General features: G+C 56.4%; 23 protein-coding genes and 2 pseudogenes. 11 read left to right on the forward strand and 14 right to left on the reverse strand.

Annotation, left to right across the window (positions count from 1 at the left end; genetic code table 11):
- Positions 1–11: 11 nt before the first annotated feature.
- Positions 12–554, reverse strand: coding sequence for a hypothetical protein (locus B7E11_RS11330; protein WP_080834438.1), 543 nt, complete (start codon positions 552–554; stop codon positions 12–14).
- Between the two features lie 42 nt (positions 555–596).
- Positions 597–1,616, reverse strand: a complete 1,020-nt coding sequence (locus B7E11_RS11335) for an alpha/beta fold hydrolase (RefSeq protein ID WP_080834440.1) — start codon at positions 1,614–1,616, stop codon at positions 597–599.
- Positions 1,617–1,759: 143 nt separating this feature from the next.
- Between B7E11_RS11335 and B7E11_RS11340 the strand changes: the two genes are divergently transcribed.
- On the forward strand, positions 1,760–2,653 hold the full coding sequence (locus B7E11_RS11340) for a LysR family transcriptional regulator (protein ID WP_080834441.1): 894 nt from the start codon (positions 1,760–1,762) through the stop codon (positions 2,651–2,653).
- Positions 2,654–2,803: 150 nt separating this feature from the next.
- Here B7E11_RS11340 and B7E11_RS11345 read toward each other — a convergent pair whose 3' ends face one another.
- The 5 genes and pseudogenes from B7E11_RS11345 to B7E11_RS11365 all read right to left on the reverse strand — a co-directional run bounded on the left by B7E11_RS11345 (position 2,804) and on the right by B7E11_RS11365 (position 7,040).
- Positions 2,804–3,511, reverse strand: a complete 708-nt coding sequence (locus tag B7E11_RS11345) for a DsbA family oxidoreductase (protein ID WP_080834443.1) — start codon at positions 3,509–3,511, stop codon at positions 2,804–2,806.
- 43 nt (positions 3,512–3,554) lie between these two features.
- Positions 3,555–4,436 (reverse strand): class I SAM-dependent methyltransferase, encoded by an 882-nt coding sequence (locus B7E11_RS11350; RefSeq protein ID WP_080835474.1) that lies wholly within the window; start codon positions 4,434–4,436, stop codon positions 3,555–3,557.
- Between the two features lie 54 nt (positions 4,437–4,490).
- On the reverse strand, positions 4,491–5,924 hold the full coding sequence (locus B7E11_RS11355; RefSeq protein ID WP_080834444.1) for an MDR family MFS transporter: 1,434 nt from the start codon (positions 5,922–5,924) through the stop codon (positions 4,491–4,493).
- Between the two features lie 2 nt (positions 5,925–5,926).
- A pseudogene (locus tag B7E11_RS30215) lies at positions 5,927–6,445 on the reverse strand (pyridine nucleotide-disulfide oxidoreductase); the annotation flags it as partial.
- A gap of 109 nt (positions 6,446–6,554) precedes the next feature.
- Positions 6,555–7,040, reverse strand: coding sequence for an RrF2 family transcriptional regulator (locus B7E11_RS11365; RefSeq protein WP_080834446.1), 486 nt, complete (start codon positions 7,038–7,040; stop codon positions 6,555–6,557).
- A gap of 907 nt (positions 7,041–7,947) precedes the next feature.
- Here B7E11_RS11365 and argH point away from each other — a divergent pair.
- The 9 genes and pseudogenes from argH to B7E11_RS29970 form a co-directional block, all read left to right on the forward strand.
- A complete protein-coding gene (gene argH, locus B7E11_RS11375) occupies positions 7,948–9,495 on the forward strand; it encodes an argininosuccinate lyase (RefSeq protein WP_080834448.1) in 1,548 nt (515 codons plus the stop codon).
- Positions 9,496–9,501: 6 nt separating this feature from the next.
- On the forward strand, positions 9,502–10,464 hold the full coding sequence (locus B7E11_RS11380; protein WP_080834449.1) for an amidohydrolase family protein: 963 nt from the start codon (positions 9,502–9,504) through the stop codon (positions 10,462–10,464).
- Positions 10,461–11,828 carry a sugar ABC transporter substrate-binding protein gene (locus tag B7E11_RS11385; protein WP_080834451.1) on the forward strand — a complete coding sequence of 456 codons (1,368 nt, stop codon included), beginning with the start codon at positions 10,461–10,463 and terminating at the stop codon, positions 11,826–11,828. Before B7E11_RS11380 ends, B7E11_RS11385 begins: the two co-directional genes overlap by 4 nt.
- A gap of 65 nt (positions 11,829–11,893) precedes the next feature.
- Positions 11,894–12,829, forward strand: a complete 936-nt coding sequence (locus tag B7E11_RS11390; RefSeq protein ID WP_080834453.1) for a carbohydrate ABC transporter permease — start codon at positions 11,894–11,896, stop codon at positions 12,827–12,829.
- A 15-nt stretch (positions 12,830–12,844) separates the two neighbouring features.
- The gene (locus tag B7E11_RS11395; RefSeq protein WP_080834455.1) at positions 12,845–13,714 is read left to right on the forward strand and encodes a carbohydrate ABC transporter permease; all 870 of its coding nucleotides are present in this window, start codon (positions 12,845–12,847) and stop codon (positions 13,712–13,714) included.
- Between the two features lie 60 nt (positions 13,715–13,774).
- Positions 13,775–14,941 carry an N-methyl-L-tryptophan oxidase gene (solA, locus tag B7E11_RS11400; protein ID WP_080835477.1) on the forward strand — a complete coding sequence of 389 codons (1,167 nt, stop codon included), beginning with the start codon at positions 13,775–13,777 and terminating at the stop codon, positions 14,939–14,941.
- A 20-nt stretch (positions 14,942–14,961) separates the two neighbouring features.
- Positions 14,962–15,441 carry a hypothetical protein gene (locus B7E11_RS11405; RefSeq protein WP_080835480.1) on the forward strand — a complete coding sequence of 160 codons (480 nt, stop codon included), beginning with the start codon at positions 14,962–14,964 and terminating at the stop codon, positions 15,439–15,441.
- A 122-nt stretch (positions 15,442–15,563) separates the two neighbouring features.
- A complete protein-coding gene (locus tag B7E11_RS29515; RefSeq protein ID WP_176220698.1) occupies positions 15,564–15,743 on the forward strand; it encodes a hypothetical protein in 180 nt (59 codons plus the stop codon).
- Positions 15,744–15,790: 47 nt separating this feature from the next.
- Positions 15,791–15,995, forward strand: a pseudogene (locus tag B7E11_RS29970) (alkanesulfonate monooxygenase); the annotation flags it as partial.
- Positions 15,996–16,212: 217 nt separating this feature from the next.
- Here the strand turns inward: B7E11_RS29970 and B7E11_RS11415 are convergent.
- The 7 genes from B7E11_RS11415 to B7E11_RS11445 are packed head-to-tail and all read right to left on the reverse strand — an operon-like array spanning position 16,213 to position 24,075.
- On the reverse strand, positions 16,213–17,187 hold the full coding sequence (locus tag B7E11_RS11415; protein WP_080834456.1) for an ABC transporter ATP-binding protein: 975 nt from the start codon (positions 17,185–17,187) through the stop codon (positions 16,213–16,215).
- Entirely contained in the window at positions 17,174–18,193 is a 1,020-nt protein-coding gene (locus B7E11_RS11420; protein ID WP_080834458.1) for an ABC transporter ATP-binding protein, read from the reverse strand. The genes B7E11_RS11415 and B7E11_RS11420 overlap by 14 nt, the downstream gene beginning before the upstream one ends.
- A gap of 12 nt (positions 18,194–18,205) precedes the next feature.
- Positions 18,206–19,009, reverse strand: a complete 804-nt coding sequence (locus B7E11_RS11425) for an ABC transporter permease (protein ID WP_080834459.1) — start codon at positions 19,007–19,009, stop codon at positions 18,206–18,208.
- A gap of 9 nt (positions 19,010–19,018) precedes the next feature.
- Positions 19,019–19,960, reverse strand: a complete 942-nt coding sequence (locus B7E11_RS11430) for an ABC transporter permease (protein WP_080834462.1) — start codon at positions 19,958–19,960, stop codon at positions 19,019–19,021.
- A 25-nt stretch (positions 19,961–19,985) separates the two neighbouring features.
- A complete protein-coding gene (locus B7E11_RS11435) occupies positions 19,986–21,608 on the reverse strand; it encodes an ABC transporter substrate-binding protein (RefSeq protein ID WP_080834463.1) in 1,623 nt (540 codons plus the stop codon).
- A complete protein-coding gene (locus tag B7E11_RS11440; protein WP_080834465.1) occupies positions 21,605–22,345 on the reverse strand; it encodes an HAD family hydrolase in 741 nt (246 codons plus the stop codon). The genes B7E11_RS11435 and B7E11_RS11440 overlap by 4 nt, the downstream gene beginning before the upstream one ends.
- Positions 22,342–24,075: a CocE/NonD family hydrolase gene (locus tag B7E11_RS11445; RefSeq protein ID WP_080834467.1), complete on the reverse strand. Its 1,734-nt coding sequence runs from the start codon at positions 24,073–24,075 to the stop codon at positions 22,342–22,344. Before B7E11_RS11445 ends, B7E11_RS11440 begins: the two co-directional genes overlap by 4 nt.
- Before the next feature lie 394 nt (positions 24,076–24,469).
- Here B7E11_RS11445 and B7E11_RS11450 point away from each other — a divergent pair, with 394 nt between their 5' ends.
- Positions 24,470–25,813 carry an LLM class flavin-dependent oxidoreductase gene (locus tag B7E11_RS11450; RefSeq protein WP_080834468.1) on the forward strand — a complete coding sequence of 448 codons (1,344 nt, stop codon included), beginning with the start codon at positions 24,470–24,472 and terminating at the stop codon, positions 25,811–25,813.
- Positions 25,814–25,876: the final 63 nt, after the last annotated feature.

Here is a 25,876-nt window from a genome sequence, read left to right on the forward strand (position 1 = left end):
TTACATCCTCTTTAGTTAGCAGCTGGGGCCGGGCCAGCACCTTCTGTTGGAGGTGTGTTTTGCATTTTTTCCTTTGCTTTCTCGATTTCTTCCTTCTTCAGAGGTGCGCCAACCTTGAAGCTTTCAATAATTTTGCCCAGTGTCGCCGTATCAAAATCGTTTTGTGTATACAGTTCTACCGTAAAGCCATTGTGCTCCCAAATTGCAATCCCGTTTGCGAAGTAAACCGTGGTTCCCTTGATTACTTCTTTTTTCACTTCGCCTGTGGTACCGATGCCGTTATCGCCACCCTTGGAAATGAGGAAGTTAACCGTTTCCTCACCTTTATTGAACTGTACTTCCGCCATGTTATTGCCATGAATGACTGTGTTGACGTACTTGTAATCTGCCAGCCAAGATGGGGCTGGGAAGTTTAGCCCTAATACGGCACGAGCCTCTTCCACAGTCAGATTAGGACGTTCCTGCAACTGGACCTTACGGGAAGCATCGCCCCCTGCTTGTTCAGACGAACGATTATCTACAGTCGGCTCCTTGTCGTATTGGACGATTTGCATATTTCCCACCTGAAAACATGCCAGAATGGCGTTAAGGATAATCTATCCGTTTGTACTAAGCGCCAACAAGCGTTTCAGATTGTCATCAATAAATTTATTATCGGCACTGTTGATTCCGCGACCGGCAAAATGGCCCCAGATCGACTCTATAGGATTAAAAATAGCATTAGGTATAAGCTCAGCCTCGTATTCGTTATCGTCCGCCGGGCAGAAGAGATCAGTGCTCCCTGGCATGATGCAAGCAAGCGCTTTAATGCTTTTGAGCGCCTTATCGAAATCTCCGTTATATGAGGGGTTTGCACTAATATCTGCATTTTGTCCTGTCCATAACATGGCTAGGACATTGTGCGGATCCATCTGCATAAAGCTATCTTCCCAGACGCCGACCATAAAATCCGCCAAGGAGTCAAATCCCAGCTCACGATAAAGTTCCTCTCTGTAAAACGCCTGCGATACGCCCCATCCCGCATAGACACGGCCAACGGCACGCATGTCCGCAGAAGTCAACTGGTTTAGTTTGCTTGAATCGAAGCGGACTGCAGCCATGAGCGGAGCTTTCATGCCTTCCAAGACCACATACGTTTGGGGCCAAGTCTTGGCAACGCCGGCGAAAGGCGCAATTCGTTCCACCATGTCTGGATAACTTGCTCCCCATTGGAATGCTTGAATGCCTCCCATGGACCATCCAACGACGAGAGCGATCTTTTGAATGCCGAATTTTTCAGTCACCAGCCGATGCTGGAATTTAACGTTGTCATAGATGGTTACCTGCGGAAAATTAGCCCGGTCGAATGGCGGAGGCGTGTTGCTAGGAGACGAAGATAATCCGTTGCCCAGCAGATTTGGAACGATGATGAAATATTTTTGCGGATCCAGTGCCATGCCACTACCAATCAACCATTCATTCTGAACATGCTGGTCGCCAAAAGCCGTTGGATAGACGATGACATTATCTTTCTTTTCATTCAATCTTCCATAAGTCTTATAAGCAAGAAAAGCGCTCGGTAACGTCACTCCCGATTGCAAGGTTACGTCACCCAAATGATAAATATCATAATCCATCGTATAGTCGCTCCCTTCAAAATGAAATCATTCGTTTAGCATGTATTTCTTGAACTTAATATACACCCGTGGTACCATCAATAAAAGTGAATGAAATTCAACTTAGTATTCAATAATATTGAAAGTTAAGGGGGAATCGTAGGATGGAATTGCGCCAACTGATTACGTTCCGTACGGTTGCATCAACTTTAAATTTCAGTCGGGCTGCGGAAGCGTTGAACTACGTCCCCTCCAACGTCACGATGCAAATCAAAGCGTTGGAGGATGAGCTTGGCGTTCGTCTCTTTGACCGCTTGGGGAAGCAGCTTGTTCTCACACATGCGGGTAAGCGCTTTTTAACTCAGATCCAAAGTGTTCTGGATAAATTGGACGAAGCTCGCAGCGCCGTTCACGACAATGAAGTGCTAAGCGGCACCCTAACGATCAGTGCTAACGAAGTTATTTGCGTCTACCGGCTTCCGGCTGTCTTTCAACGATTTCGTTCGCAGCATCCGGGAGTTCGTCTGATCTTCCGCTCCGTTCCCAATCAGGAGCTCAAGCAAGCACTCTTTGAGGGAACTGCCGATGTCGTCTTCATGTTGGACGAGCCCCTTCGCTCAAGCGGACTTGCAGTGGAGCCTCTACTGGAAGAAACTTTCCGCCTTTTCGCCGCTCCAGACCACCCGCTCGCAAAACGAACGGTGCTGCAGCTGGATGATTTTCACGGAGAAGTGTTCCTGACGAATGAAAAGGGTTGTCCCTATCGAACCATGTTTGACCGGTCATTTGAGAAAGAGGGCATTGATAGTATTACGTATTTAGAGTTTCAAAGTGCTGAAGCCATTAAACAATGCGCAATTTCGGGAATCGGCATTGCCTTTCTTCCCGAAATCGTAGTGGAAGCCGAAGTTGACCGGGGCGAACTTGTTGCTCTTCCATGGCAAATTCCAGACCTTCACGTGTATACACAGATGTCATGGCATAAAGACAAGTGGCTTTCACCCATCATGTTATCTTTCATAGAAGCAGCAAGGGAGGGTCTCCTGCGGGCTATTTGACCCTCGAACCGCAACTGTTAGAGAAAAAAACAGAAATTTCCACCCCCGTAAGGATTGACAGCTCAAAATTTCGCCCTACTTATGATAAGACGGCGCGACATGGTCATCGGTATTGATCTGGACGGAAACTGATGTAATATTATCCATCATTTAAACATCACAAGAACCGTTCTCGCAACTGTTATTCCCTTCGGCATGGCCCCATGATTTCACCTGCAGCTCACTCCTTTCTTCTTCCCATATGGTATGCAGCGCATTTAAAAATACACCCTCAGACTGTGCGCCGCTAATCACATATTTGTTATTAAACACAAACGCAGGTACGCTTAAAATCTTGAGTTTGCGAGCTTCCGCCATATCTGCTTGAACCGCATCCTTATAGGCATCGGATCTCAACATATTGGAAACTTTCTGTTCAGAAAGTCCGGCCTTCTTGCCCAAAGCAACAAGCACATGATGATCGGCTACATTTAAAGATTCCGAGAGATAGGCGTGAAAAAGCTGCTCTGTTATTTCCGCGCCTTTTCCCGCTTGCGATGCAAATTGAACGAGACGGTGCGCGTCAAACGTATTGGAAATCACCACAGGATCATAATTGGCGATCAGGCCCGTTTCTTGTTTGATCATTCCGGCTACTTGCGCTTGCTTGGCTTTCATTTGCTCGACAGACATTCCCTTTTCCATGGCAAGCTGCTGAACGCTCAACGTTCGGTTCTTCGCATGAGGATCAAGCTGAAAGCTTCGGTATGTCACTTCAACTTCCTCTCGCTTTGCAAACTGGCGCAGCGCTTGCTCAAATTTCGTTTTCCCAATGAGGCAAAAGGGACAGCCAAAGTCCGACCATATATCAATTCGCATGGTGTATATCCTCCCAATTGTGTTAGAATCGCTTGTTATTCATTTAGTCATACATGCTCTGATCCTGCAGTCGAATCAGGACTTTGCCAAAGCGTCCGCCCTCTTGAATAACAACCTTGCCAGATGGATAGGCTTGCGCCAAATAGTCGGCAACGATGTTCTGACTGCGCTCATCAACAGGCATACGATGATTGCGAAGCCAGGTCATGGCTTCTTGCAACGCTTCTGCTGATGTAATTTCTTTGGTTTTCGTTTCCCGAGTCACGAGCGATTGATACGCATATCCTTTCAAATACAGCAAATGCTGCAAATATCCCCACACCATATGTTTCGGGTGGAACGGCTGTCCGGAAAGCAGCGGCCACACTTCTTTTACAAGGCTATGCTCCGCAGGACTTGCCGGCATGCTGAGGTAGCAGAACTGGCTCGCGCATTGCAGGATTTTCTCCACACTGTCCCAATCGTGAATAACGGGGCACATGGAGACGAAGACCAGATCGAATGCCTGCTTCCAGCCTCGGGCCTGCACATCGATGTCTTCGAAGCGCTCCCCTACAATCTGCACTTGGCCAAGTTCAAAGTCTGCGGTGTTGTCTTGCAGCAGCTCAATCAGCGGAGGCGAGGTCTCAATGGCTGTTATCCGAGCGCCATGTTCTGCAAACGGGACAGTGAATACGCCGGAGGCAGCGCCAATATCCAGTATGGAAGATGCCTCAAAGCGAACGCCTTGTCCCTCCAGCCAGTTCATAATTCGTTTACTGCGTCTTCTTCCCTCCTCGTTAAATGATTGCTCGTCAAACGTTTTGGCCTTCGTGTCAAAGGAGCGGGCAGGATCGATTCCCGCTATTCTCATCTTGCTTGCGATGGTATTCTCATCTTCCTTCCACGCCGTTTCCCATTTTGATGCATGAAAAAATTCATTCACTGGGCACACCTCGCTTTTTTTATTCGTCTCCCTATTCTTAAAGATCAAGACAGATTATGCAGCTCCCTGTTCCGGTTCATGCGCTTTTCCTTTTCGCAGGAAAAGACCGATCGCAAGCGCAATACAGGCCATGATAACACCGAACCAGAACGCCTGGTTAATCCCAACGCTCAATCCCTTCACGATTTCGAAGGGAGATTCCGGATCGCTCACACCACTCATATACTGTTTTTGTCCGCTCGACATCAGACTGATATACAAAGCAACTCCGATTGCGCCGGAAACCTGCTGCAACGTATTGAGAATCGCTGTCCCGTGCGGATGCAAATGACTGGGCAGTTGATTTAATCCCAGCGTCTGGATGGGCATCATCACAAGTGCGGTACCAACCATGAGCGTCATGTGTGCGGCAATCAGAAATCCTGTCGTTGTGGTTTCACCAAATCGGGTGAACAACCACAGCGAAGCCACAGTGATGACGAGTCCCGGAATCACAAGAACGCGGGGGCCAAACTTGTCGAAAAGCTTGCCGGAGACCGGAGCCATAAGCCCATTTAATATTCCTCCAGGCAGCAGGACAAGACCAGACTTGAAGGCCGTCATCAACAGCACGCCCTGCATAAACATCGGAAGCATAATGGCAGAAGAGAAAAATGTCATCAATAATACAAACATCAGAACAGCAACAAGCGCAAAAACCGGATAACGAAAGGCTCGCAAATCCATAACGGGGTTTTTAAGCAGCAATTGCCGCCATATAAACAATCCCAAGGCGAGGATTCCCGCCACAATGGCCCAAATGACCAGCGGCTCCGACCAGCCTTTCTCCCCAGCGCTGCTGAACCCGTAGACTACGCCCCCGAAGCCAATCGTCGACAGCAAGATCGATAAAATATCCACTTTGGGTCTGGTCACTTCAGACACATTTTTCATAACGGCCGCGCCAATTAAAATAGAAAGCAGAGAAAACGGCATGACCAGATAGAACAGCCAGCGCCACGAAAGCCCATCTACAATTAGCCCCGAAATCGTCGGACCGATGGCCGGAGCGAACATCACGACGAGTCCTAACATCCCCATGGCGCCGCCGCGTTTATCCGCTGGATAGATGGCCATAATGACGTTCATAATAAGCGGTAGCAGCATCCCCGTGCCAATGGCTTGAATAATGCGACCTGCCAGCAACACGCCAAAGTCCGGCGATATAGCAGAAGTAAGCGTGCCGACGAAAAACAAGCTCATGGACGAAAGAAACATCTGCCGGGTCGTGAACCATTGCTGCAATACGGCGGTCACCGGAACGAGCACACCCACGACAAGCAAATACGCCGTAGTCAGCCACTGAACCGTACTTGCAGAAGCGTCAAATGATTTCATTAATTCCGGCATCGCATTTCCCATCAGTGTCTCGTTTAACGCGGCGACGAACATGCCGACTATCATCGCGAACATAATCGGACCGCGCTTCAAGTTAGATAAGTCATTCATCCCTATTTCCTCCAGGCTTCCAAATTAAGTTCATTGTTGATCACAGCGGCAATAAATGCGCCCATTGACGCGCTGCGGTAATGGCCTGATGCAATGGCGATACCGCATCTTTGGCGCTATAGATGCCCAGAATATAACCTTGATCCTATCACTAAATCCGGCTTGAAACGGTAAACCGATTCGTCCACCCGGATATGAGCGGAGCGAAATGCATAAGATCGTTTCCTCTTGTGATGATAACCAGCGGTTTATCCCTTAATTCCCAGCCATCGCAATACGGGCAAACAAAGGCGCTTTTTCCATAGACCTCCTTCAACCCTGGAATCGTCGGCGGCCGGTCCTTCAAGCCAACGGCGAACAAGATTTTTCGGCTTGCCAAAGTTTGGCCTTGCTCCGTCTCAATCTGAAAACGTCTATCGTCTCCAGTAATCGATATCGCCGCCATCTGCTACGATAGAAACGGAAGGGTAGTCGCTGATCTCCTCTTTTGCAATTCGCCGAAATTCGCTCGGAGTAATCCCGTATTTAACCCAACCGGCCCGCCGCCGATAACAGCCACATCAAAGTTTTCCATCACAATAACCCCTATAACGGATCTTTAATATCCATAATTAGAACGCAAGAAGTGTATTACTTCTTGCTTGCCTTCCGATTGCAACGATGGAAAGCCTCATCCAATACGGACTGGATCGTACGTTCCTGCAAGTACTGGCGCAAATGCTGCTCAGCGCCGTTCATCACTTTCTCAATCAAACATTCCTTTGTTTCTGTACGTTGTTGATCGGTCGCTGCAATTCCTTGACCGATTAGCAACTGATGCTGTTTTGAATACGAGTTCGAGCATAAAAATAACGATTGTCTCCCTTCAATTACTTGAATAACATCTAAAAAAGTAATCTTATCGGCTGGTCTGGCAAGCTCATAGCCGCCATTTACCCCTGGCACAGCGCGCACAATGCCATCCTGCCTCAGCTTGGACATGATTTTGGATAAATAGCTTTCCGAAACGCCAAGCGCCCCGGTCAGCTCCTTAATCCCGATATTCCGGCATCTTTCTGATAGTCCCAAGTGAACCACAGCGTGCAGGGCATAATCGGTGCTTTTGGAAAATTGCATGCTCCCTCCTCCTCCTCAAAAGTAGATAATATAGACTCTTTATATCCATAATAACCAATCCCATTTTTATTTGCAACAATTTTCTCAGTCAAGTCGAACGGTCTGCCTGTTGCCTGCGTGTGGCGATTATCGCAGCGATATTCAAGAGCAGCATCAGAAATATAGTCCAGTTGAGAATATGAAAAAGAAAAATATTGAGTTTCAATATACTCATGTCCATCAAGTAATCGGACAAGGCGATTTTGTTCTTACCGTGAGTGAAGGTCTATTTGATGGTCAACATACTGCTTTCTACGATTTGTTCCGCGTAGAGGACGGAAAGATCGCTGAGCATTGGGACGTAATCGAGGCCATGCTGCCGGCAGAAAAACGAAAAAATTCGAACAGTAGATTTTGAAGTTTGTGTAGCTGAATCGCAAGAAAGACATCGCCGAATTTAATTACGGTGATGTCTTTCGCCTGAGGAGCGATCCTCTTACCCCGGCTTGACCTCCTTAAATGTCTGTCAAAGAAAATCGGATCGTTCAGGATCGCACTTAAGGTTAACGCAAAGATGTCCATCCCGGTTGCCCAATGCGGATCTCGGAAAACGAGTGCTTGTCCGGTGCGGTAACGATACGGCGCAGGTGGGAACACCGTGCAAGTCGTTCTTCACTTTCAGCGTCTCAAGCGTCTCGCCGTCCGGGTTCCTATAAAAAAATCAAATTGACCCATAGCAATTATTGATTGTGAAAGCCATTGACTTTCCGGGAGTACCGGTGCTAACATGTTAAAAATAAAACCAAACAAGTAGGTTTTATTGGAATAATAAGGCTTCTACCAGACAACTGGAGACCGAATCCCTCGAGGGATGAAGGTCTCCTTTTTGTTTGGGTCGGCCGGATCATGCGGATAGGAGCGAAGAGCGATGCTGGATGCGAAAGACCGGCGCCGGGAGGAGGGAAGCGCCTTCCCTGGAAAAACCTACGCGGAGGTCGTGCTCGAGCCGTCATACGAACAGGCCAAAAAGGAATTGCTGCGACCGATGATCGCCGTCAGCAAGGCGCATCTCATTATGCTCTACGAGCAGCGGCTCGTAAACGGACCGGAGGCGGCGATCATTGCGAAGGCGCTCCAGGAGCTCGATCTGGAGAAACTGGAGAACGGCCGTTACACCGGCGAATTCGAGGATCTGTTTTTCGAGGTGGAGCATGAGCTGGCACAAATAGGCGGGGAGCCGACAGGTTATCTGCATCTTGCCCGCAGCCGCAACGACATGGGGATTGCAATTTACAGGATCGTCTTGCGGAGCAAGCTGCTGAGCGTCCTGAACTCCGCGCTGGAGCTGCAGCAGCGGCTTATCGCATTCGCCGAGGAACACGCGGAGACGCTGATGATCGGCTACACGCATACGCAGCAGGCACAGCCGACGACCTTGGGGCATTATATCGCGGCGGTGTCGGATTCGTTGTCCCGTGACGTCCGGCGCCTGCGTGCCGCCTATGCCAATTGCAACCGCAGCAGCCTGGGGGCGGCCGCGATGACGACGACGGGATTCGCGATCGATCGGGAGAGGACCGCAGAACTGCTTGGTTTCGACGGAACGATTGCGAATGCGTACGACGCGGTTAGCGGGGCGGATTACGTCCTCGAGATCGCCTCGTCGGCATCGCTTGCCGCCGTCAATCTCGGCCGCTTCGTCCAGGAGCTGCTGCTCTGGGGGACCCAGGAATTTGCCGTCGTCAAGGTGGCAGCGCCCTACGTCCAGATCAGCTCGATCATGCCGCAAAAACGGAATCCGGTCTCGGTCGAGCACTTGAGGTCGCTGCTTTCGAGCTGCGTCGGGGATGCGAATACGGTGCTCGCGATGGTTCATAACACGCCTTTTGGGGATATCGTGGATACGGAGGACGATCTTCAGCCCTATGCGTGGCGGACGCTTCGGACGCTGGATTCGTCTTACCGACTTCTTGCGCGAATCATCGAGACGCTTGAGGTCGACAAGGACGTTTTGCGCCGAAGGGCGGAGACGAGCTTTGCGACCGTTACGGAGCTGGCGGATACGTTGGTTCGCAAGGAGGGTCTCTCCTTCCGCACCGCTCACGCAATCGTCGCGACGCTCGTGCGAGCCGCGATCGCATCTGGTCTTTCGGTTCGGGAATTGACAGTGGAAGGACTCAACGCCGCTGCGGAGGACATCGTCGGACGATCGCTTTCACTGACGGCCGACGAGCTCAGGGAAGCGCTCGATCCGGAGCACTTCGTCCGAATCCGTTCGATCCCGGGCGGTCCGAGTCCGGAGGAGCTAAGGCGGGCGCTCGCGGATCAGGAGGCGGCGCGAAAACAGGCGGAAGAGTGGACCGAAAGGGCGAATGCCGCATTGGCTTCCAAGCTCGAGATGCTTGATATTATCCTAACCGAACGGATTCGCCATGCGAATCATCCCGCAGGGGAAGCCGCCGCCAGACGGGCTTAAGGAGGAATGAACGTGTTCAGACCCGGTTTCAACGTTTTCGACATTCACGGACATTTGCCTTACAACTACCCAAAGTTGTACGACCAACACGAAAAAATTACCCAATACGCCAGCGAGCGGTCCGAACGGATGCGTCTTACCTGGGATCTTCCGGCGGAAGAGGCCGACGACGCTCAGGCGAGCCGTCCACTCGTCGAACGCTGGAAAGACGAACTCGACCGGTACGGCATCGGCGGACTCAATTTCCTGACCGGCTGGTCAAACGAAGAGCTCGCCGTGCAGATTGCGGCTTATCCGAACCGTTTTACCGGCTTCGCCTCCCATCCGATCGAGCGGCCGGACGCCGCGGAAGAACTGAGAAGGGCAGTCGACGAACTTGGTCTTCGAGGGTACAAACTGTTCGGGCCACTCACGCCGGTACCGTTCGACGACGAAGCGTTGACGCCGGTGTGGAAAATACTTGCCGAACGCGGCTTGCCTGTCCTCATCCACTTCGGCCTGTTGGGGCACGCGGGCGGAATCGTGTCGCATTTGAACATCAATCCGCTCGCGATTTTCAACGTAGCCCGCCGATATCCCGACATTCCGTTTATTATTCCGCATTTCGGCTGCGGTTACTTTCAGGAGCTTCTGCATCTTTGCTGGAGCTGCCCGAATATCTACGTCGACACGTCCGGCTCGAATCAATGGGTTCGCTGGATGCCTTACGAGCTGACACTCGAAACGCTGTTCCGGAAAACCTACGAGCTGATCGGTCCCGAGCGTATCCTATTCGGAACCGATTCGCTCGGTTTTCCCAGAGGCTATAACTATCGGTATTTGCAGGATCAAGCGCGCGTCGCCCGCGATCTTCGTTTTTCCGATCCGGAGATCGAAGCGATCTTCGGCAACAACGCGAGAAAGCTGCTTCGTCTGGAGCCGTCCATTCCCCAATCCGAAACCGAATCCAAGGAGATCGTCCGATCATGATCATGAATATCAAACCATTCAAACCGCTATCCATACTTGCAGCCGCAGCCTTGCTGCTCGCCGCCTGCGGCGGGGGCAACACCGGTAACTCCGGATCCGCGTCGTCCGCGGGAGCAAGCGGATCCGCTTCTCCGTCCGCTTCCGCGGTATCCGAAAGCGGTGTGCAGGAGAAAGTAACGATCGAGTACTGGCAGTACGAATATCCGGCCAAGGTAACGCTCATGGACGAACTGATCAAGCAATTTCAGGAGCAGAACCCGAACATTACGGTCAAGCAGACGAACTTTCCGTACGATCAATACAACGAAAAGGTCGCGACCCTCGTTCCTGCGGGCAAAGGCCCGGACGTCATCAACCTGTACTACGGCTGGCTTCCGAAGTACGTCTCGTCCGGTTTCCTGCAGCCGTTGCCCGAATCCGCCTTTCCGGCGGCGGAAATCGAAAGCCGGTATTACCCTCTCGTGGAGGCTGCAAAGATCGACGGCTCCTACTGGGCCATCCCGACTGCCGTTCGGACATTGGCTTTGTTTTACAACAAGGATCTGTTCGCCAAGGCGAATATTGTCGAGCCGCCCGCGACGTGGGAAGAGCTGGTCGAAGACGCCGTGAAGCTGACCGAAAAGGACGCCAACGGACAATTCGTTGTCGAAGGCTTCGCTTGGGAACCGGGGGCGCAGCTTCACCACTGGTACCGCGACGGGTTGCTGCTTCAGGCCGGGGGACAGGACTTAAGTGAAGACCGCCGCAAGGTACTGTGGGCAGACACGCCGGCCGGTCTGGAGGCGTTTCAATACCTGCTTGACTTCGCGATCAAGCACAAGGTCGGCACAACCGGCATCTTCACTGACGACGCCACCGCCTTCAAGACGGGACATGCGGCCATCAATGTAGACGGCTCTTTCCGGCTCGGCTCCTTGAAGGCGGACGCTCCGGACCTGAATTACGGCATTGCCCCGCTGCCATCGTACAAGAGCAAGTCCGCTCCGTCCTCATTCTGGGCGAACGCGATTCCAGCAGACGTCACCGGCGCGAAGCTGGAGGCTGCGGTCAAATTCCTGCAGTTCCTGACGAGCAAGGAAGTCCAGGAACAATGGGTGGAGAGGGTCGGCGAGCTGCCCGCTCAGAAGGAGGTTGCCACGCAGGACAAATATTTAAAGGACGAGAAGCTCGGACCGTTCATCAGCCAGCTGGACTACAGCAAGGCCCACTTTTTCATCGACGAGACGGGAGAGCGAACGCTGTTCGTCGACGCGACGAACGAGGTGCTGCTCAATAACGTGCCCGTCGAGACGGCGTTCAAGGACCTCGTCGCCAAGACGCAGAAGCTTTACGACGATTACTGGGCAAAGGCCGACAAGAAGTAATCGGGTCGACGGGCGCCGGGCATAAACCGGCGCCCGCTTGCCCATGAAGGAGGATGGAAGACCGAATGATCTCGAACGCGACCCGGTCCCGCACGGCCAGAGAGCGCAGGCCGCTGACGATTCGTCTGAACTACCGCGCGCAGCGCTACATTTTCATCTATCTGATGCTGGGCGTTCCGCTGCTCTATTTTCTCCTAACCCGGCTGATCCCCATCCTGTACTCTTTCAATATCAGCTTACGGGAATGGGATGTGCTCTCACCGGAGAAGCCCTATGTCGGATGGGCCAACTTCTCCGGCCTGTTCGCGGACGAAGCGTTCCGCAAGTCGCTGGCGAATACGTTCCTGTTCGTTGCGGTAGGCATCCCTGGCCAACTCGCAACCGGGCTCGTCGTCGCTCTTCTGCTGCATAACGCGAACCGGCTGCGCGGCTTTTTCCGAACGGTCTACTTCATCCCGTACGTCACGAGCATCGTCGCGGTCAGTTGGGTATTCCGCTGGCTGCTTATGCCAAACGGATGGGTTAACGGTCAGCTTCTTAACCTCGGCCTGCCCGCGCAGCCGTTTCTTCAATCCCCGGATCAGGCTCCGTTCGTCGTCGCCTTGTCCATGATTTGGCAAAGCGTCGGGTTCCAAATGCTAATCTTTTTGACGGGTCTGGAGGGCATCCCGAAGATGTATCATGAAGCTGCGCATATCGACGGCGCAAACGCCTGGCGGCGATTCCGCCACATTACGGTGCCGCTGCTCAATCCGGTCATTCTGTTCTCGGCCGTTATCGCCGGCATCTCGTACCTTCAAGCGTTCTCCCATATTGTTAGCATGACCCAGGACGGAGGCCCGCTCAACTCGACTCGTACGCTCGTCTATCATATCTACAAGCTGGCTTTCAAAAACTTTGATATGGGGAGCGCTTCGGCAGCCACCGTCGTTCTGTTTGTTCTCATTCTGGCGTTCACGCTGCTGCAGCTCAAAATTTTAAATCGCAAGGTCGACTACTGACAAGGAGGAACCCGTATGAACCCGGATCAAGGCCGCTTTTCCGCATACCGGACTAGAAGGCGATCTATCCCGTACGGCACCTGGTCGCTCATCGGCTATCTGCTCCTTTTCGGGGGGGTCGCCGTGACGCTGTTTCCGTTTTTGTGGATGGCCGTTTCCTCGTTCAAGGAGCCCAAGGACTTGTTCGATCTTGGCTTAATCCCGTCGCCGGCCACATGGACCAACTACGCGGACCTGTTCGTAAAGGCCCCCTTCGGGCGATGGATCGCGAATACGGCGGCCGTAGCGGTCGTAACGACGGCGTCGGTACTGCTCTTCGATACGATCGTGGGTTACGTGCTGGCTAAATTTTCATTTCCCGGGCGAACCGTCATCTTCGTGTTCATCATCAGCACGCTGATGGTGCCCACCGAGATGCTCATCGTTCCCTGGTACTTGCTGGCATCTAAGCTCGGGTTATCGGATACGTACACCGGCTTGCTGCTGCCCGGTTTGATTTCCGCATTCGGCATATTCCTCATGCGCCAATTCATGGAGTCTTTGCCTTCAGAGCTGCTCGATGCGGCCCGCATCGACGGATTGAACGAGTGGAGAGTGTTCTCCTCCATCGCGGTTCCGCTCGTGAAACCCGCTCTGGCGACGCTCGCGATCCTGAGTTTCATTTCGAGCTGGAACCAGTTCATCTGGCCGTTCATCGTGCTGCAGACGGAGAACAAGTATACGCTCCCGGTCGGGATGGTCTTCTTCTCCAGCGAGATGAAGGACAACAGCGGGTGGATTCTGATCATGACTGCAGCCACCGTTTCCGTGATTCCTCTCATTGTCGTCTTTTTGATTTTCCAGAAACGAATCATTCAAGGAATTGCACTAAGCGGGATGAAGTGAAGACAGGGGAGACGTGTACGACCTGCTGAAGAATTTAACCAAGCAAAGGAAGTGGGCCCTATTTCGAAAAAACATGACGCAATCGTTGTCGGCGCTGGTTCGATGGGGATGAGCGCAGGCTATGAACTGGCCAAAAGGGGCGCCGATACGCTGCTGATCGACGCCTTTGACCCGCCGCACGGAGAAGGAAGCCATCACGGCGAGCCGCGTCTCATTCGTCATGCGTACGATGGCGGTCCAGCATACGTTAGCCTTGCGCTCAGAGCGGACGAAAAATGGCGGCAGTTGGAGGAAGTATCGGGACACAAGCTTCTGGAGAGATCCGGCGTCCTCAACATGGCGGATGTCGCCGTGTACGACTTTCGGGTGCGCCGAGCAGACGCCGAAAGCCAAGGCGTTAAGGCGGAATGGCTGACAGGCGAAGAAATCCGCAAGCGATGGCCCGAAGTGAACGTACCGGACGAATTTGGCGGTATGTACGAGCCTAATGCCGGATACCTGTACAGCGAACGGTGCATTTCAGCATACAAGGAACTGGCGCTGCGCGCCGGAGCGAGGCTGGCTGCGAACACATTCGTCCTGGATCTTCGCGTAGAAAAGGACGACAGCGTTACGATACTAACGAAGGATGAAAGCTATAACGCCGAACGCGTCATCCTAAGCGCGGGTGCATGGTTCAGAACGCTGCAGCCTTTCCTTTCTTTGCCGATCCGTCCGGTCCGCAAAGTCGTAGGGTGGTTCGAAACTTCCGGATTGTCGCTGAATGCGGGCGTCTTCCCGGGCTTTACAATCGGCACGAAAAACGGCAGTTACTATGGTTTTCCGAGCATCGGCGGAGCCGGCGTTAAGATCGGTCGCCACGACGGCGGCGTACCGTGGGAGCCGGGAAAAGATCTGCACCCGTTCGGATCTTATCCGGAGGATGAAGGAGACTTGCGGCAAGCGCTGGAAACGTTCTTGCCCAAAGCTGCGGGTAAGCTGCTGCGTAGCGCGGTGTGCAAATACGAATTGACGCCGGACGAACATTTTATCATCGACAGCCATCCGCTTTACCCAAACGTGGTCGTAGCCGGAGGCTTTTCGGGTCACGGATATAAATTTTCAAGCGCGGTGGGCGAAATATTGGCGGATTTGGCCCTGAACGGGGACACCTCTTGGGACATCTCGCCGTTCCGCATATCCCGGTTTTCCGCTGCGACGTCAAGCGGACAAAGTCACACTTCATAATGGAAGGGGAATTGCGGGAAATGGCTGAAGAGATAACGCTGCAGGTTGTCAAGCTTTCGCAATGGAACGCTTTACTGGTCGAATCATTGCGAAGTCTGGGCTGGACGGACGAAGAGATCATCGAGAACATTAAAAGCGGAGTCAATCTTCCGAAGGACGGCGGTGCTTTTCGATTTAATTACGAGGAGCTGCTCCTTCTCGCCGAGCAGGAACCCGCAATTTTCGAATCGGCCGTACTCGAAGGGTATCAAATCAAATATAATACGGTACGCGGGATCCGGAGCTGGATCCGGGTTGCTTTCGGCTACGAGCCCAAACTCGTGCAGGAAGCTGGAAAAGAGGCCGTCCTGACGGAGATGTCAACCATCCAGTTGAAACGTTTGCAGGAGGTTTTGTCGTTCGGCTGGAGGATCGTCCCGCTGGATGAACCGAAAATCGGAGACGGAATTTTCGGTTCGTATCGTATCGAGCCGGTGGACGGCATGCCGGGGCCGCCGTAATAGTTCAACGGCCGAGACGAATTTGTCGACTTTATGCTTGCAGGCGGCAAGAACCCCGGTTCGGCAGTTGCCCATGTTGGCGGACAAGCACGATTGAATGGGACACGGGGCGCCCCCGTCTGTTGGCCTACGCGACCGTATGGCACTGGGCCAGCACGCGTACCCCGTTCGGAGAGCATCGTCCTGCAGATTGGACGACGATCGAAGACGAATATGAGCAAATCGACAGCAATTGGCGAATTGCCAACCGGCTCGTCACTCCGGTCGCAGGGCAGGTGGCAACGGGATTTCGCCAGGTTTAGGACGCCGCACGTCGCAGAGACGTTCAGACTACATTCGGACAAGTGGCGGCGGCGTCGGCACGGCGCTCGTGGGGAAATCCGGAAGAGATCGCCGAGCGGTTAAACGAGTATGCGGCACTTGGCGTCGACACCTTCATTCTCTCCGGTCCGCATCTGGAGGAGGCCTACCGTATCGCGGAGCTTCTACTCCCCTTCTGCCGCCGAATCCCCCCGGCAGCGGGAAGCGTCTCCCTGGACGCGATGGGCGTCTGATCGCCGAGGACCGGAAGCCGGGAGCGGCGTAGGCGCAGCAATCCGTACAGGTCGAGCATGTCACATTGTTTAGAAATGAATGGAGACTCCCAATTCCGTTGGGGGTCCTTTCTAGCTTTCACTCGCCGGAATTTAGCCTGGAATAACGCAAACGGCGCGCGATTCCGCAATCTAGGGCGCCTATGCTTATGACGGTACCCGTAATGATGCAGCCTCGCTATTGGAACGCGGTCCAAAGATGGCAGGCCACCTGACGGCCGGGACGGATCTCTATCAGCTCGGGCGTCCGGCCGCAGCGCTCATGCGCATAGGGGCAGCGGGTGCGGAACGCGCAACCCTCGGGAAGACGGCGGGCATCCGGCAGCTCGCCTTCGACAACCGGCGCCTCCCTGGGGCCGGAGCCCGGCTCCGCAGGAATCGACGCGACGAGCGCCTGGGTGTACGGATGCAGGGGCTCGGCATACAAGGCGTGTACGTCGGCCAGTTCCACGATCCGCCCGAGATACATGACGGCAACGCGGTCGCTCACATAGTGAACGACGTTCAGATCGTGCGAGATAAACAAATAAGTTAAGGCCAATTCCTGCTGAAGCTCCTTCAGCAGGTTCAGGATTTGCGCCTGAACGGACACGTCCAACGCCGAGACCGGTTCGTCCAGCACGAGAAATTCGGGCTCGAGCATCAGCGCTCTCGCGATCCCGATGCGCTGCCGCTGGCCGCCGCTGAGCTCGTGCGGATACCGCTTCGCGAACGACGGATCCAGGCCGATTCGTTCGAGCATGAGTTCGACCTGCTGCCTTCGCTCCCGGCGGCCCCCCGCCCGTTGAATCGCCAAGGGATCCTCCAGCAATCGGCCGATCGTAAACCGCGGATTCAGCGACGAATACGGGTCCTGGAAAACGTACTGGATCTGCGTGCGAAGCCGGCCGCGATTTGTCACGCGGCCGGCGGGCAGCGTTACGCCTTTGAAGGTGAGGCTGCCTGCCGTGGCCGGCAGCATGAGCGAGGCGATCTGGCCGACGGTCGACTTGCCGCAGCCGCTCTCGCCCACGACGCCAAGCGTCTCTCCTCTGCGGACCGAGAGGGAGACGCCGTCCACCGCCCGCAGCGTCTCGGCCGGCGCCGGCCAGCGCCGGAGGGTATAACTCTTCCTGATATTTCGCAGCTCCAGAATGGTGTCATCGGACCGCATGCGCCGATCCTCCTTCCTCAGCCAGCAAATGGCAGGCGGCAATATGCGAGTCCCCCGCCCGATGATAGGCCGGCGCCTCCCGCCTACAGCGCTCCGTAGCGTATCCGCAGCGCGAAGCGAACGTACAGCCCGCCCCCCGCTCGTGCAGCGCCGGCACGCTTCCCGCGATCGGCGTGAGCTTGCTCCCCTTTTTCGACGGCAGCGGGATCGAGGCCAGCAACCCGGCCGTATACGGATGCCCGGGCCTCCTCAGCACCTCGGCGGCCGTCCCCTGCTCGACGATCCGGCCGGCATACATCACCGCAATACGGTCGCAGATACCGGATACGAGTCCGAGATCGTGCGAAATCAGCAGTACGGATGTGCCGTCCTCCTCCCTCAGCTTCTTCATCAGCTGGAGAATCTGCGCCTGAATCGTGACGTCCAGCGCCGTCGTCGGCTCGTCCGCGATCAACAGTTCCGGCCGGCAGGAGGCGGCCGTGGCGATCATGACGCGCTGGCGCATGCCGCCCGACAGCCGGTGCGGATACTCACGCAGGAGCGATTCCGGTCTCGGCAGCCCAACCTTGCGGAACATGGCGACCGTCCGCTCCTCCGCTTCGCGCCGCGAGCACGCTTCGTGCAGCCGGATCACCTCGGCCACCTGCCGCCCAACGGTCAGGCCCGGGTTCAGCGAACTCATCGGATCCTGAAAGATCATCGCGATCTCTTTGCCTCGAATGCGTCGCAGACGATTTTCTCCGAGCCGGTTCAGAAACTGCCCGTCCTTGTTCAGTATCTCGCCGCCTGCGATGCGGATTGCGGGCGGCAGAAGCCCGAGCACCGCCAGCGATAGCACGCTCTTGCCGGAGCCCGACTCGCCGACGATGCCGACGATCTCGCCCTTCCCGACGCGCAGCGACACGCCGTCCAGAACGGGCAGCGCGCGCCTGCTGCCGGCTTGAAGTTCAAGCCGCAAGTCTCTGATTTCCAATACGGGAGCTGCGGTTCGCGTGGGTTCCGTCATCGTCGTCACCTCTCATACCCGCTTGTCGAGCGCATCCCGGATGCCGTCGCTCAGCAGATTGAAGCCGAGAACGGTCGCCGTGATCAGCAAGCCGGGAGCCAATGTGAACCAGGGAGCCTTCGCCAGGTAGGTCTGGGATTCGTTCAGCATCCGTCCCCAACTAGGATCGGGAGGCTGAACGCCCAGGCCCAAATAGCTGAGCGCCGCTTCGATCAAGATCGCCGTCGAGAAGCTAAGCGCGGCGGTCGTGACGATCGAGGAGGCGATATTGGGCAGAATTTGCACGAACAACAGGTTCATATGCCCCGCTCCAAAGCCCCTCACCGCCCGCACGTACTCCGCTTCCCGCTGCTGGAGCACGCCGCTGCGGATTACCCTGGCGAAGGACGGCACGAATAGGATGCCGATCGCGAGTACGGTCTGCGACAGGCTCGGCTTGAACACGGAAACGAGCAGCAGCGCGAGCAGAATGCCCGGAAACGCAAGCAGCGCGTCCGTGGCCCGCATCAGCAATTCATCCGCCCAACGGCCGGCGTAGCCCGCGATCGTGCCGACCGCCAGCCCTCCGGCCGCGCCGATGGCGACCGAGGCGGCGCCGACGAGGAAGGCGGTCTGCGTGCCGACCATGACTCGGCTCAGCACGTCCCGCCCGAAATTGTCGGTGCCGAGCCAGTGTGCCGCGCTCGGCGCTTCGAGACGATGCGCGATCTTCATGGCGTTCGGCTCATACGGCGTATAAAACAGGCTGACCAGCATCAGGACAGCCAGACCGCCGACGAGCGCCAGGCCCAGCGTCAGCAACAAGCTTCTTTTCATTCCGTGTCCCTACCTCAGTTTGATCTTGGGATCCAGCCATCGATAGGACAGATCCACCAGGAAGTTAATCGCGATGACCGAGGTGGCGATGAACAGCACCAGCCCCTGGATCAACGGATAGTCGCGGTTGCCGATCGCCGTGATGAGCAGACTGCCGAAGCCGGGCAGCGTAAACACCTGCTCGACGACTAGGCTGCCGGCCAACAGCTCGCCGAATTGAATGCCGATGACGGTAACGACGGGCAGGAGTGCGTTGCGGAGCACATGTCCGTACAGGACCGCCCGTTCCCCGAGCCCTTTGCTTCGGGCAGTCCGCACATACTCGAGGCTGAGCTGCTCGAGCAACGTCGTGCGCAAATAGCGGACGACGATCGCGATTTGCGGAATCGCCAGCGCGACGGCGGGCAGTATCGTAGACCGCAACGCCAACAGCGGGCTGTCGCTCCAATCGACGTAGGTGCTGACCGGCACCCAGCGCAGCGTCAGACCGAACAGCAGGATCAGCAGGAAGCCCATCCAGAAGGAAGGAACCGCGAGGCCGAGCTGCGTACCGGCGGACACGAGCAGATCGGCCGCCTTCCCCCGCCTTCGCGCGGCCAGAATACCGAGCGGGATCGAGACGATAACGATGATCGCGATCGCCTCCAACGCCAGCGTCAGCGTAATCGGCAGCCGGGCGGCGATCAGCCCGGCTACGGGCTCGTCGAACCGAAGCGAGGTTCCCAGATCGAACGTCGCCGCGCCGCGGAACCAATCCACAAGCTGCACGGCGATAGGCCTGTCCGTGCCGAGTTTCTCCGACAGCAGCTCGATCTGGGCAGGCGACGCCTCGACTCCGAGGATGGCGAGCGCCGGGTTGCCCGGGATGACCCGGAACACGGCAAACGTCAGCAGCAGCACGAGGACGACGGTCAGCAGCAGGGTGAAGAATCGCCTGACATAGTAGCTCATCGTCTAATCTCCGGGCACGGCGCCCTTACTGCGTGAAGTACACGCTCGACAGATCCTGCACGTACAGCGGATACGTCTTGTACCCGGCCAGCTTCTTGTTCAGCGCGATGTTGGTGTTCGGGTCCATAATGTAGATGGCGGCCGCATCCTGTGTCAGAATCGTCTGCGCCTTCTTGTACAACTCGACCCGCTTGGCGTCGTCGGACTCCGCGACTGCCGCCTTCAGGGTGCTGTCGAACTCGGGATTTTTATAATTGAAGAAATCGTTCGGCGAATCGGACAAGTATTTGTTGAGAATTTGATACGGGTCGAGTTTGCCGTCCAGGCCGATGATCGTGCTGTCGTAGTCGCGGCCTTTGTAGATCCGGTCCAGCCATACCGCCCATTCGACCGGCTCGATCTTCACCTTGACGCCGATCTGCTCGAGCTGGGCGGCCACGATCTGCGCCGTATCGACGTGGAACTGGTAGTTGGACGGAACCGACAGCGTCGTCTCGAAGCCGTTCGGATAGCCGGCTTCCTTCAGCAGGCTCTTGGACTTCTCCAGATCGGTCTTGTACGTGTCCTCAAGCCCTTCCTGGTAGTACTTCGCCAGCACCGGGCTGAGATTGGAGCCGAGCTTGGTGCCTTTGCCGAGCGCTACGCCGTCGATAATCTCATCCTTGTTAATCGCGTAATTGAGCGCCTGGCGGACCCGGACGTCGTTGAATGGCTTGCGGTCGTTGTTCAGCACGACCAGCTGCACGAGATTTTGCGGCACGCTGATCGTATTGAAGTCCTTGGACACTTCTTCGAGCTGCTCCGTGCCGATCCGCGGGTAGATGTCGACCTCGCCGGACTTGAGGGCGAGCAAGCCAGCCTGCGGATCCGTAATGATGCGGAAATCGACCTCGTCGAGCGAAGGAACGCCCTTCTGCCAGTAGCCCGCGAATTTCTCGACGACCATGCCCTGTCCCGGCGTGTATGACTTGAACTTAAACGGGCCGGTGCCGACAGGGTTTTTGTTGCTGTCCTGATAGCCGTTCGGGATGACGGCCGACGTGAGCGCGGTTAGGAAGGACGAACTGCGCTCCTTCAGCGTGATGACGACAGTCGAGTCGTCCGGCGCCTCCACCGACTTGACGCCCTCGAACGAGGTCTGCAGCGGTTTGCCGGTATCCAGGCCCGCCAGCCGCGCATACGAATACTTTACGTCGGTGGACGTCAGCGTTTGTCCGTTGTGGAACTTGACGCCGCTACGGATTTTGAACGTATAGATCAGGCCGTCGGAGGACACGTCGTACGATTCGGCCAGCGCCGGGAGCAGCTCGCCCTTTTCGTTCGGTTTCAGCAGCCCTTCGAACAAATTGAACAGCACTTCGTTCGTGCCCGCGGCCACGGCGAGATGGGGATCCAGGAAGTCCAAATCCTGCAAAATGAGAACCGTAACCTTGCCGCCTTCCACCTTCTGGCCTGAAGCCGGGGACGCCGCTGCCGCGGAGGCCGAGGCGGATGCAGGCTCCGATGCCGTTGCCTCTGCCGACTGGGACGGGCTCGCAGTACCGTTGCTTCCTCCGTTATTTCCTTCGCCGCAGGCGGACAAGATCCACAGCAGCAGCAGCGTGACGGCAAATCCGGCCATCCATTTGGACGATTTCGTATTTTTCATCGTATTTGTCTCCTTTTCTCCAAATAAGAATATGCGGTGTCCACCGCCGATCTTAGATACGCCGGAACATCGCCGACCGAAGTCAGCACGGTCGCTGCGCCGATCTCTTCGACGCCCCGGCTGCCGAAGCGATTGATCAGGCAACTCCGCATACCCGCTCCCGCACTGCCGACGACATCGTCGTAATAGTTGTCGCCGACGTACAGACAGCGCTCGGCAGGAACGCCTGCGCGTTCGAGCGCGATCCTGAAAATCTCCGGGTCCGGCTTGGCTGCGCCGACCTCCGAAGAGACGACGACCGGATCGAGCAGCGACAGCAAGCCCGCGTCTTCGAGCACCGTCCGGGCCGAGGCGTCCCAATTGCTGATCAGCCCGGTCCCGACCGCCATGCCGTGCAGCTCGCGAAGCACGCGAGCCGCTTCCGGAAACGGCCTCCAGGCACGCTCTGGCGGTCTCTGCAGCTCCCGAAGCCGCCGGCATTGCCGCTCCAGGTCGAAATGCAGGCCCAAAAAATGATTCAGCACGCCGATGTACCAGGGATAGAAGGTGCTCGGCTCCCGGCCGAGCACGCCCGGATACTCCCGCATGAACAGCTTGTCCGCCAGGTGGTAGGCGAGCTCGATCCGCTCGATTCCGAGGTCGATGCCCTCCTCCAGCAGGAAACGCTCGAACGCCTTCTCCCGCTCCTGGTAAACGAGCGTGTATCCGAGGTCGAACCAGACGAAGGAGATTGTCATATCTCGGCTCCCGCCTTCGCTTCGCCGGAAACGACCGGCAGCCACAGGCGCGACGGATAGAGCCGGTCGTGATAAACTGTCTGCGTCGCGGTGACGAAGTCCGCTTCGGTCGCCAGTCCCGGATTCAGCAGCCGGTTCGGGTGCCGGTCGAAGGTCGGAAACAGCGAGCTGGTAATGTCCAGCCGGACGGCATGGCCCCTCCCGAGGACGATGGCCGTCGGCCCGAGCGACAGCTCGTATCGCAGCACCTCGCCCGGCGGCACGGACTCGCGTCTATCCAGACCGTGCCGATAACTGGCTCTGACGATGCCCTCGGCGACGTTCATGGCGCGACCGTCCGGATAGACGTCCACGAGCTTCGCGACGAAGTCGGTATCTTCGGCCGAGGTAGCCGCATACAGCTCTAGTCTGATCTCGCCGGCAAGCTCCAGTTCCTCCTCAAGCGGCACCGACGTATACACGAGCACGTCGTTGCGCACCTCAACGGGAAGCTGATTGCGCGGCCCCATCGGCGTCAGGTCGGGAACCGCTCCCGAGCGGCCTCCTAGCGCCGGTACGGCGATTGAAGGATGATACACGTATATGTCTGGGTCTTCCTCAAGCGGTTCGGCCCGGGACAGCGAACCGTCTCCATTTATGGAGTTGGCCCGCGACTCGCTGTGCAGATAATAGGCCGTCGGCGTGAAGCCGGGCGGCGGCCAATCGGCGGCTTCGCGCCATGTGTTACTGCCCATCTGGAAGTAGCGGACCGGCGAAGGCGGGAAGTCCGGCTTCCTCCCCTTCAGCCACTGATCGAACCAGTCGAGCTGCAACTGATCGATCCGGTTTGCGGCCTCCGGACCGAAATCCAATTCGCCGACATACCGGGACCACGGCATATGGTACCAGGGCTCGATGACGAGCCGCTGGTTGTTCCGCGCGAGATCGGTGGCCCCCTGCGCCCGGACGCCGGCGAAATTCTCGATCGTGCCGTCGATGAAAATGTCGTACCAGCCGCCGAGATGCAGCGCGGGCACTTCGATCGATCCGTAGCTCTCTTTCAGCGCTTGGCCAAGCCAATAGTCAGAGCGGACGGGATTCTCCAACCACTGCCGGTAATAAGGCGCGAGCTCCCGGATCGGCTCCGGCGGCTCCCCGAGGGGCAGCTTCCGGTAATAGGCGTGAATGCCGGCATAGAGCGATCCGATCTCTGCCGCCCAATCGGTCCGCCCGCGGCGAAGCGCCGTATCCTGCGCCGCGAACAGCACCCAGGATTGCAGGAGCGCCAGCGAGAACGCTCCGTTGCGATACGCTTTGCCCTGATAGGAATCGGAGCCGATCATGCCCGGCGCGATGCAGGCCAAATGCGGCGGCCGGAGGACCGCAGCCTGCCATTGCACGGCGCCGCAGTACGAGAAGCCGTACATGCCGACCTTCGGAATCGCATACGGGAGCTTCGCCGCCCATTCGATCGTATCGTAGCCGTCCTCACCCTCGCTCGTATATGGCTCGAACTCGCCTTCCGACGCCCATCTGCCGCGCGTGTCCTGTACGATCACGACATAGCCGCGGCGGGCGTACCAGCTCGGATGCGCGTAGTTCATCGTCTGCGCATCTTCCTTGTTATAAGGCGTTCGCAGGAGAAGCACCGGATGCGGTCCGCCGCTTTCCGGGCGGTAAATATCCGCAAACAGCCGGACGCCGTCGCGCATCGGTACCGCTATGTTTTTCTCCGCGATTACTCGTGTCATGCCGCTGTCATCCCCCTTGTCTTTCCGCCAACAAAAAGGAGATGCCGCTCTATTGCAGAGGCAGCATCTCCAGTCGACTGGTAAACGCAATAATTCCTATTTGGTTAATTGGTATTTGGGTTGGCAATTTGAATGATAATCCAGTTCCCAGAATTCGTCAACCGTTTTTTCCGCCGTGATCGCGGCCAGCGCCCGCTCGCTGACCGGGATTGACATCTTTTACATAACGTTTTAATATGACACTCAATACACGTCCGAGTCCGGCGGCTTCCACGGAATCAGACACGAACCGCGATGTCCACCATGCGTATGGAGACACGAATCCGACCCGGTCGGAGAGTGTCTTTTTTACGTTAAGGGAGAAGCCGGGCGGCGCATAAGGAGACGATTCCCCATGTCCAAAAAGCGAGAAATTAAACTGTCTGCCTACCTCGTCGGCACCGGCATGCATGCTTCATCCTGGCGGCTCCCCGCTGCCAGTCCGGGTGCAAGCGTCGATATCGACTACTATCGGGCGCTCGCGGCGACCGCGGAGCGAGGCAAGTTCGACATGGTTTTCCTCGCCGACAGTCTCGCGATTAACGAGCAGTCCCACCCGAACATATTGAACCGATTCGAGCCTCTGACCCTAATCGCCGCCCTGGCCGGCTCCACGTCCCGCATCGGACTTGTGGCGACGGCCTCCACCTCCTACGTCGAACCGTTTAACCTCGCACGCCAACTGCTCTCGGCCGACCGGATCAGCCGCGGACGGGCGGGCTGGAACATCGTCACGACACGCGATCTGTCCGGCAATACCGCCCGCAACTTCGGAGCCGAGTCGCATTACGAGCTGGAGCATCGCTACCGGCGCGCCGAGGAATTCGTGGACGTCGTTCGCGGCCTTTGGGACTCCTGGGAGGACGGCGCGTTCGTCTACGATAAGGAGACGGGGCGGTTCTTCGACCCGTCCAGGCTTCATCGCATCCGCCACAAAGGCGAGTTCTTCTCCGTCGAAGGGCCGCTGAATGTCGCGCGCTCCGAACAGGGCTACCCGCTACTCGTTCAGGCCGGGAACTCGGACGCCGGACAGCAGCTGTCCGCCCGCGTCGCGGAGGTGGTGTTCGCCATCAAGTTCAACTTCGAGGACGCGAAGGAATACTACGACGCGTTCAAACGCAAGGTGGCGTCGTTCGGCAGGAATCCCGACAATGTGTATATTTTGCAGGGCATCGCACCCGTTATCGGCGCGACAGACGAGGAAGCGCAAGCAAAGAAGAAACGGCTGGAAGCGCTTCTCCCGGACGAGACGATCCTCGGCTTCCTGGCCGATTACTTCAAGGAACTCGACTTCAGCCGGTTCACGCCCGAGACGACGGCAGCCGAAGCCGGACTCGATACGCTTCAAGCGGCGAATCCCGATTATCGGAAGCATCAGCCCGTCATCGCGCGCGAGAATCCGACGCTTCGGGAAATCTATTCCCTCATCATCGGGTCCTTCAGCGGGGATCATCTGGTCGGCACGCCGGAGAAAATCGCCGATACGCTCGAACAGTGGTTCCTCGGCGGCGCGGCCGACGGCTTCATGCTCATGGCACCGGCGCTGCCGGAAGGGCTGGACGACTTCGTGAACGGCGTCGTTCCGATCCTGCAGGCCCGCGGCCTGTTCCGCCTGGAATACGAAGGCTCGACGCTTAGGGAGCACTTCAGCCTCCCGGTGCCGCCAAACCGTTTCTCCGCCGTACGCAGCCAACCGTAACGGTGGGGCGTTCAATCGACGCATGCAGCTCGTTCGGAGCCGTCCGCAGACGCGGCACGAAGC

The organism is Cohnella massiliensis, assembly GCF_900169535.1.
Taxonomy (GTDB): Bacteria; Bacillota; Bacilli; order Paenibacillales; family Paenibacillaceae; genus Cohnella; species Cohnella algarum.

Bases quoted from the DNA above. Each gene is read 5' to 3' on its own strand.
- B7E11_RS11330 (WP_080834438.1), bottom strand. From the start codon at position 554: ATGCAAATCGTCCAATACGACAAGGAGCCGACTGTAGATAATCGTTCG.
- B7E11_RS11335 (WP_080834440.1), bottom strand. From the start codon at position 1,616: ATGGATTATGATATTTATCATTTGGGTGACGTAACCTTGCAATCGGGA.
- B7E11_RS11340 (WP_080834441.1), top strand. From the start codon at position 1,760: ATGGAATTGCGCCAACTGATTACGTTCCGTACGGTTGCATCAACTTTA.
- B7E11_RS11345 (WP_080834443.1), bottom strand. From the start codon at position 3,511: ATGCGAATTGATATATGGTCGGACTTTGGCTGTCCCTTTTGCCTCATT.
- B7E11_RS11355 (WP_080834444.1), bottom strand. From the start codon at position 5,924: ATGAATGACTTATCTAACTTGAAGCGCGGTCCGATTATGTTCGCGATG.
- B7E11_RS11365 (WP_080834446.1), bottom strand. From the start codon at position 7,040: ATGCAATTTTCCAAAAGCACCGATTATGCCCTGCACGCTGTGGTTCAC.
- argH (WP_080834448.1), top strand. From the start codon at position 7,948: ATGCTGGATGCGAAAGACCGGCGCCGGGAGGAGGGAAGCGCCTTCCCT.
- B7E11_RS11380 (WP_080834449.1), top strand. From the start codon at position 9,502: ATGAACGTGTTCAGACCCGGTTTCAACGTTTTCGACATTCACGGACAT.
- B7E11_RS11385 (WP_080834451.1), top strand. From the start codon at position 10,461: ATGATCATGAATATCAAACCATTCAAACCGCTATCCATACTTGCAGCC.
- B7E11_RS11390 (WP_080834453.1), top strand. From the start codon at position 11,894: ATGATCTCGAACGCGACCCGGTCCCGCACGGCCAGAGAGCGCAGGCCG.
- B7E11_RS11395 (WP_080834455.1), top strand. From the start codon at position 12,845: ATGAACCCGGATCAAGGCCGCTTTTCCGCATACCGGACTAGAAGGCGA.
- B7E11_RS11405 (WP_080835480.1), top strand. From the start codon at position 14,962: ATGGCTGAAGAGATAACGCTGCAGGTTGTCAAGCTTTCGCAATGGAAC.
- B7E11_RS11415 (WP_080834456.1), bottom strand. From the start codon at position 17,187: ATGCGGTCCGATGACACCATTCTGGAGCTGCGAAATATCAGGAAGAGT.
- B7E11_RS11420 (WP_080834458.1), bottom strand. From the start codon at position 18,193: ATGACGGAACCCACGCGAACCGCAGCTCCCGTATTGGAAATCAGAGAC.
- B7E11_RS11425 (WP_080834459.1), bottom strand. From the start codon at position 19,009: ATGAAAAGAAGCTTGTTGCTGACGCTGGGCCTGGCGCTCGTCGGCGGT.
- B7E11_RS11430 (WP_080834462.1), bottom strand. From the start codon at position 19,960: ATGAGCTACTATGTCAGGCGATTCTTCACCCTGCTGCTGACCGTCGTC.
- B7E11_RS11435 (WP_080834463.1), bottom strand. From the start codon at position 21,608: ATGAAAAATACGAAATCGTCCAAATGGATGGCCGGATTTGCCGTCACG.
- B7E11_RS11440 (WP_080834465.1), bottom strand. From the start codon at position 22,345: ATGACAATCTCCTTCGTCTGGTTCGACCTCGGATACACGCTCGTTTAC.
- B7E11_RS11445 (WP_080834467.1), bottom strand. From the start codon at position 24,075: ATGACACGAGTAATCGCGGAGAAAAACATAGCGGTACCGATGCGCGAC.
- B7E11_RS11450 (WP_080834468.1), top strand. From the start codon at position 24,470: ATGTCCAAAAAGCGAGAAATTAAACTGTCTGCCTACCTCGTCGGCACC.